The sequence below is a fragment of the Arthrobacter sp. CAL618 genome (genome assembly GCF_000468215.1).
Taxonomy (GTDB): Bacteria; Actinomycetota; Actinomycetes; order Actinomycetales; family Micrococcaceae; genus Arthrobacter_D.
Window position 1 is genome coordinate 9,014 of record NZ_ASZW01000185.1, and the last position, 7,150, is coordinate 16,163.

The following is a 7,150-nucleotide window of genomic DNA, read 5'->3' on the forward strand; positions in this document are numbered from 1 at the left end:
GGGCACCGCCCTGGCCGGAAGGCCGGAGCGCTGGTGATCCTGCAGGACGGGCGGCTCGCCCTCTATGTGGAGCGGGGCGGCAAGACTGTCCTGGCGTTCACCGACGATTCGGCGGCCCTGCACGCCGCCGCGGCCGCGTTGGTAGCGATCATCCGGCGTGGGGCAGCCGAGAAAATGGCAATCGAAAAGGTCAACGGCGAGCCGGTCCTGGACTCGGAGGTGGGCCGCGCCCTGACCGCCGCAGGGTTCTACTCCACCCCGAGAGGGCTGAGGATCCGTGCCTGAGGGAGATACCGTCTGGCGCGCCGCCCGGGAACTGAATGCGGCCCTGGCCGGCCGCACGCTGACGCGCTGCGACATCCGGGTCCCCCGCTTCGCGACCGTCGACTTCACGGGCGAGACGGTGCAGAACGTGGTGGCGCGTGGAAAGCACCTGCTGATCCGGGTGGGGGGCGACGACGGCTGGACCATCCACTCGCACCTGAAGATGGAAGGCCTGTGGCATATCTACCCGAAGGGCGCCAAATGGCGCCGTCCGGCATTCAAAGCACGCTGCATTCTCGAAACGCCCGAGTCCGCCGCCGTCGGATTCGAACTGGGGTTACTGAAGGTCCTCCCCCGGTCCGGTGAGGATGAAGCTGTGGGCTATCTGGGCCCTGACCTGCTGGGGCCGGGCTGGGACCCCGACGAGGTGCTGCGTCGTCTGCTGTCGCAGCCCGACCGGCCGATTGGGCTGGCCCTGCTGGATCAACGGAACCTTGCGGGCATCGGAAACGTGTATCGATGTGAGCTGTGCTTCCTCGCCGGGGTGCACCCTCTGACCCCGGTCGCCGGGGTCAGGGACCTGCCGCGGATGGTGGCACTGGCGAAGAAGCTGCTGGAAGCAAACAAGGCACGGTCCACTCGAGCCACCACCGGCAATCTGAGGGGCGACACGCTGTGGGTCTATGGCCGGGAACACCGCGGCTGCCTGCGGTGCGGCACCAGGGTGACCCTGGAACAGCTCGGGGACAACGCCCTGGAATTGCGGGATTTGTACTACTGTCCGTATTGTCAGCCAGCCAGTCCGACCGCCGCCCAATGACGTCATCCACCACAACCCGAGGGGACCTATGAGTTGGGCGGAAACCCTGCCGGCGTTTGCGGTCGCCATCCTCGTGGTCTTCGGGCCCGGGCTGGCCTGGGGTGCGGCGCTGGGGTTGCGCCGGTTGACTCTGCTGGCCCTGGCCGGACCGTTCAGTATCACGGCGGTGGTAGTGTCCGCCGAGGTCGCCGCCCTCGCTGGTGTTGATTGGTCGCTGGCACCGGTGCTGGCCGTCACCGTCACGGTTGGCGCCGCGTTGTGGCTGCTGCGCCGCAGCTTCGGGCAACTGATCCACGGCGACGTCGCGAATGCTGAACCGCTGGCCCGTTGGGCGCCGGTCCTCATCGCGTGGGCGGTCGCTGCGGTGCCGGTGGCGGCGTGGATGTTCTGGATGTTCGGCGTGCCGGAGAACATCGCCCAATCCCACGACAACATTTTCCATCTCAACGCCCTGCGCTACATCTCCGAAACCGGCAACTCGTCATCGCTGACCCTGGGCTATCTGGGAAGCCGGGAAGGCACGTTCTATCCGGCCGGCTGGCATGCGATGGTGTCACTGGTCATGGCGACCGCTGGCATTCCACTAACCGCTGCCATCAACGTGGCCAATCTGGTGCTGATCACCGGGATCTGGAGTCTGGGCTGCCTTTTCCTGGTCAGCCGCCTCACCGGGGAGCGAACCATGCCCCTGCTGGTCGCCGCCGTGCTATCCACCGCCTACAGTTCCTTCCCCTATCTGCTGCTGGAGTTCGGGGTGGTCTACCCCTTCATGCTGTCCATCGCGATTCTCCCGGCAGCACTGGGGGTAGTGATCCAGCTCGTGGGGGCGGGCACCGAGGTGCCCCTCAGATGGTTCGGGAGCCTCCTGCTGTTGCTGGGCCTGCTACCCGGCCTGCTCCTGGCCCACCCCTCGTCCCTTCTGAGCCTCCTGGCGCTGGCCGCGCCAGCCATCCTCGCGGTGGCGTACGCCCGGTTCCGGTCCGAACGCGGCCGACGACGACTGGCGGTGGCCGCGGGCACGGTCACGTTCGTGGTGCTCTCTGCGGTCCTGTGGATGACGGTGCGCCCCGCCCGGTCCACCAACTGGGACCAGATGGGCGATGCCGGTGGAGCCATTTCGGAAGTGGTGTTCCACGGACCGCTTGGCCGACCGATAGCTCTCCTGGCCGCGATCCTCACCGCCGTGGGAGCCGCCGTCGTGCTGTATCTGCGCAGCCATCGGTGGGTGATCGTCATGTATCTGGTGGCCGGCACGCTATTCGTCGTCGGCAGCTGGCAGGAAGCACCCACCCTCCGGTGGATCGTCGCGGGGGTCTGGTACAACGACTACTTCCGGATCAGTGCGATGCTCGCCCCGGCGGGGATGCTGGTGGCCAGCATCGGAGGCGTCGCGCTGGCCGGTTCCCTGATGCAGACGGCGCGGCGGGTCCGCTCGACCCGCAGTGCCCCGGAGCCCGTCTGGTTTGTGCCGTTGGTGACCACCGTGCTGGTGGTCATTGGGTTGGCGGTGGCGCCGCTGTTTGCGGTGCAGCGGGCGGTCAGCGAGGCCGCCTACCACTACCGGTATACCGAAGAGTCCCGGTTGCTGACCTCGGATGAGTTGGCGTTGCTGCAGCGCCTACCCGAGCACGTCCCCGCCGACGCGGTGATTGCGGGCCAGCCGCTGACCGGGGCGGCTCTCAACTATGCGTTCGCTGGCCGGAGATCCCTCCTGCCCTTCGGGACCAGCCCGGCTACAGCCGAGGCCAGGCTCATCTTTGACGAGCTGGACACCATGCGGGAAAACCCTGAGGTCTGCGCGGCTGTACGCAGCACCAACACAACCTTTGTCCTGGACTTCGGAACCGACTCGGTCCATGGCGGGGACGCACCGGTGTTCTCCGGCCTCAGGGACCTCTCCCCCAGCGCTGGCTTCGAGCTGGTAGACCGGGAAGGTGATGCAGCCCTGTACAAGATAGTGGGCTGCCCCTAGCGCGTACCCTTGATAGGTGATGCAATCCCCGCTTCCTGTCCGCAACGGTGTCAACGCCACCCGGTTGCGCCTGCCCACTGAGGGCCCGTGGGGTACCGCACTCGACTACATTCTGGACCGGTGGGACCATGTGGATCCCGAGGGCATCGCCGCCCGCTTCGACCGCGGTGAGGTGGTCGCACTGAACGGGGAGCGGCTGACCCGGACCACCCCGCTCGCCGAGCACACCTTCGTCTGGTACTACCGCGAGTTGCCGGTTGAGGAACGCCTGCCCGTGGAGGTGAACATCCTGCACCAGGACGACAACCTGCTGGTGGTGGACAAACCCCATTTCCTTCCCACCACTCCGGGCGGCCGGTACGTGGCCGAGTCGGCGCTGGTGCGGTTGCGCGTTCAGCTGGACCTCCCCGATCTGATCCCCATGCACCGTTTGGACCGGCTGACGGCGGGAATTCTGTTGTTTTCCACCAATCCGGCGACTCGGGGGAACTACCAGCTGCTGTTCGAGAACCGGCTGATCTCCAAGGAGTACGAGGCCGCCGCGCCGGTGGACCCGGCCCTGGACCTGATGGACCATCCGCGGGTGGTGCGCAGCCGGATCGTCAAGAGCCGCACCTATCTGCTGGCGCAGGAGGTGGCCGGTGAACCCAACACTGAAACCCTGGTCAGCCTGGTCGAAGAACGGGACGGGTGCGGACGTTACCGGCTCACCCCGCATACCGGCAAAACCCACCAGCTTAGACTGCACATGGCGGGGCTGGGGCTCGGGATCATCAACGACCCGTTCTACCCGGTACTGCACCCTCAGGCACCCGACGATTACACCAGGCCGCTCCAGTTGCTGGCCAAGAGTATCGGGTTCAATGACCCGCTCAGCGGCACCCCCCGGCGGTTCGACAGCGAGCTACAGCTCCAGAACTTCGCCTAACGCGGTTCCCTGCTCTAGACCGCACCCCGCAGGACCCCTGTAGATTGGGACGGTGGACCTCACCGATCTCGGAGCATGGTCACCGCTGTTCCATCCTCTGACCTTCGTCATCGTGGTGATCGACGTGTTCATTCCAGCTGTGCCCTCCGAATTTTTGGTAATCGCGTCGGGCACCATGGCGTCCGAAGGTGCCCTGCTGCTGCCCGTCGCCCTGTTGACGGCCACCCTGGGCAGCTGGCTGGGCGATATCATCCTGTACCTGCTGTTCCGCAACCGCCTGACCTCATGGTTGGACAAGTTCAAGTGGGGGCGCAGCATCCATCGGAGCATCCGGGGCGCCGTGGAAAAGGCCGGGAAGTCACCGACTTACGCCGGGCTCATTGCCCTCCGGTTCCTTCCTGCTGGCCGTTCTGCGGGCGTCGCGGCGGCAGGCATCGCTAATCTTCCGATCCGCCCCTTCCTCGTGTGCGCCGCCGTCGGGGGCATCCTTTGGGCCTCCTGGCTGGTGATGCTCGGGTATATCACGGACGTCACCACAGGCTTCCCGTTGTGGGTCAGTGCCCTCCTGGGAATGGGTGTAGGTACGCTGGTGGGACTTGTCATTGCCGCATTCCTCGCGCTCAAGCAACGCCGGAAGGTTAAAACCACTAATGAGCACCCCGACCCCGCCCGTTCCCCGACTGCCGAACAAACCGACTAGTTCGCCAGCCGCGGCGCAGGATTCCCGGGAGCCGCACTCCTCCTCGGACGAAACCGGACACGGTCAGGTGTCTCCCGCGTTGGAGCGCCTGCGGGCTGGCCGCCCCAAAATCGGATTAGCCAGCGGGCCGACGGCGGAGCACCCCCCGGGCTCGATCGCTGCCCCTGCACCCGATGCCGGCCCCCGGCCGCCCGCGGGGGAACGACGGAGCGCGTCCCGTGCTGCTGCTCGCCGAGCAGCGCGGGGCAGCAGCACCGTTATTCAGAGTGTCAGGTCGTGGGACCCGGACCTGGTCAGGCGGATCGCAGTCACAATCGTGGTGATTGGATCGACTCTGGGCACCGCCAATGCCGCAGGGGCCCTCGGCGGACCGGATATCCGGGAGGCTTCATTGGGGACATTCGATCCCGCGGCGACGCTGGTCTCACCCGCCTTCCCTGCACCCTATTTGTGGCTGGTGATCGGGGCCGGGTTGCTCGGCTACACCGCGCACCAGTGGCTGCCGTCCCAACGGCGTAGTCCCCGGCACCGGCTGCTTGGCTGGCTGGTCGTGGCTTCGCTGCTCGTCACACTTGCATGGGCGCTCACCCTCCAGCAGGCCAACGCGACGGCGAGCCTGGTGCTGATCTGGCTGCTGGTGGTTCTTCTGCTGGGTGCCCTGCGGTGGCTCAACCGCTACCCGGCGCAGACCAGGACTGAGGCTGCCCTCGTGGACGTCCCGCTCGGGCTGTTCCTCGGCTGGGCTGGGGTCACCGCAGTGGTCCACACCGGAGCGGTGCTGACGGTCCTGGAAGTCGACTGGCTGGGGTGGGGTGCCCAGCGTTGGGCCCTGATCGGAGTCATCCTGCTCATTCTGGCGGCGATGGCCGTATGCATGACGGATCGTGGCCGGATCGCCGTCGCTATGGCTGTGGTCTGGGGAGTGACACTGATAGTGCCCGAGCGGTTGTTCGGCGACCTGCAATCAACCCCCGTGGCCTTCGCAGCCGGGCTGGGTGTCTTCTTCCTGATCATCTCTGCCGGATCGCGGCGGCACCGGGTGGACCATGCCTACCGTCGTGAATTGCGCGCACGACAGATGGCTACAGTCGCTCCCATCGATTTCTACGACGACGGAGAACCCGCAGGATCCCCACTGTAGCCACCCGCTCCACTGCGTGGCGCATGTTCACTGCAGCGCTGATTGCCTGCCGCGCCCCGGTCTCGTAGTCGGTTTCCTCGACCAGGAACCGGAGTGTGATCCGCGGTACTCCGGCCACCACGTCCAGCTGCTTTGCTTCCACCAGGTGGGCCGCCCCCAGAGCGGCCGTAGCGGAATCCATCACCGCCTCCGGTGGATGGCCGGGGAGCAATCCCATGATGTCGAGTTGGGCACGGAACGAGGGCATCCCCCCAGTCTGCCACCGCTGGCCCTCTAGTCGCGGTCCTCGTGTGGGGCGGTCACCAGGTCTTCGGCGGAGCCGATCCCCGACGCGTCGGGAACAAGCGCTGCTTTCCCAGCCGGCGGCGCGTTCGACGATAGTGACAAGCTTCTGATGATCGACGGCGAACCGCACCCCTGCTTTGGGCACGAGCACGACTTCCGGATCAAGTCCCTAGTTCGAGCCTCGGATCGGGTGGCTCAGGGATTTCATTTTGTCGTTGACGATCCACCTAAGCAGGGTGGCGACCCACAGTGACTGCCCGATGTGATTCAGGTACCAGATGGGACAAGTTCAGTCTTCTAGTTGATCGCCGAAAGCCCTGTGATCGCCCGACCGACAATGAGGGTGTTGATTTCATAGGAACCCTCATAGGTGTAGATTGCCTCGGCGTCGGCGAAGATTTTGCCCATCCGGAAGTCGGTGGTGATGCCGTTGCCGCCGAGGATCCCGCGTCCCAGTGCGACAGTTTCCCGCATTCGTGCGGTGGTGTAGGCCTTGGCCAGCGCTGCCTGCGGCATGTCCCCTCCGCCGTCCTCCTGCAGCTGGGCCACCCTCGCCATCATCCCCAGGCTGGCCGTGGTGTTGCCGAGCATCCGCACCAGTTGGTCCTGCACCAATTGGAAACCGCCGATGGGGCGACCGAACTGGTGGCGCTCCACCGCGTATTGGCGGGCGACGTCGAACGCGGCCAGCTGCTGGCCCACCGCCTGCCAGCCGACGAGGATCCGGGAGCCGCGCAGCAGCCGACGGGTATCGGCGAAGGTACTGATACCGGCGAACCGGTCCGCTTCGGGGACCCGCACATTGTCGAGCACGATGTCGGCGTTTTGGACGGTACGCAATGCGATCTTGTTCTCGATCCGGGTGCGGGTTATCCCCGGTAGTGTTGCGTCCAGGATGAAGCCCCTGATGCTTCCGTCGGCGGTGTCTTTGGCCCAGAGCAGCATGTAGTCGCAGAACGTCCCGTTCCCGATCCAGCGTTTGGCTCCGTTGAGGACCCAGGTGTCGCCGTCGCGCGTGGCCGTCGTGGACAGGCCTCCCG

The 7,150-nt window shown here is 66.1% G+C and carries 8 protein-coding genes; 6 read left to right on the forward strand and 2 right to left on the reverse strand.

What is annotated here, in order from left to right:
* The 6 genes from K728_RS23240 to K728_RS0111340 form a co-directional block, all read left to right on the forward strand.
* On the forward strand, positions 1 to 285 hold a 285-nt coding region (locus K728_RS23240; RefSeq protein ID WP_443110968.1), incomplete at its 5' end, for a hypothetical protein.
* Complete coding sequence (locus tag K728_RS0111320; RefSeq protein WP_019482324.1) at positions 278 to 1,084, forward strand: DNA-formamidopyrimidine glycosylase family protein; 807 nt, start codon at positions 278 to 280, stop codon at positions 1,082 to 1,084. The genes K728_RS23240 and K728_RS0111320, both read left to right, overlap by 8 nt.
* A 28-nt stretch (positions 1,085 to 1,112) precedes the next feature.
* Complete coding sequence (locus K728_RS0111325; RefSeq protein ID WP_024476783.1) at positions 1,113 to 3,056, forward strand: DUF6541 family protein; 1,944 nt, start codon at positions 1,113 to 1,115, stop codon at positions 3,054 to 3,056.
* 19 nt (positions 3,057 to 3,075) lie between these two features.
* Positions 3,076 to 3,984, forward strand: coding sequence for an RluA family pseudouridine synthase (locus K728_RS0111330; protein WP_024476784.1), 909 nt, complete (start codon positions 3,076 to 3,078; stop codon positions 3,982 to 3,984).
* 52 nt (positions 3,985 to 4,036) lie between these two features.
* The gene (locus K728_RS0111335) at positions 4,037 to 4,684 is read left to right on the forward strand and encodes a DedA family protein (RefSeq protein WP_019482321.1); all 648 of its coding nucleotides are present in this window, start codon (positions 4,037 to 4,039) and stop codon (positions 4,682 to 4,684) included.
* Positions 4,635 to 5,825 carry a hypothetical protein gene (locus K728_RS0111340; protein WP_024476785.1) on the forward strand — a complete coding sequence of 397 codons (1,191 nt, stop codon included), beginning with the start codon at positions 4,635 to 4,637 and terminating at the stop codon, positions 5,823 to 5,825. Before K728_RS0111335 ends, K728_RS0111340 begins: the two co-directional genes overlap by 50 nt.
* Here K728_RS0111340 and K728_RS20650 read toward each other — a convergent pair.
* Positions 5,767 to 6,072, reverse strand: coding sequence for a hypothetical protein (locus tag K728_RS20650; RefSeq protein ID WP_083850855.1), 306 nt, complete (start codon positions 6,070 to 6,072; stop codon positions 5,767 to 5,769). The two genes, K728_RS0111340 and K728_RS20650, sit on opposite strands and share 59 nt — an antisense overlap.
* A gap of 335 nt (positions 6,073 to 6,407) precedes the next feature.
* On the reverse strand, positions 6,408 to 7,150 hold a 743-nt coding region (locus K728_RS0111345), incomplete at its 5' end, for an acyl-CoA dehydrogenase family protein (RefSeq protein ID WP_019482319.1).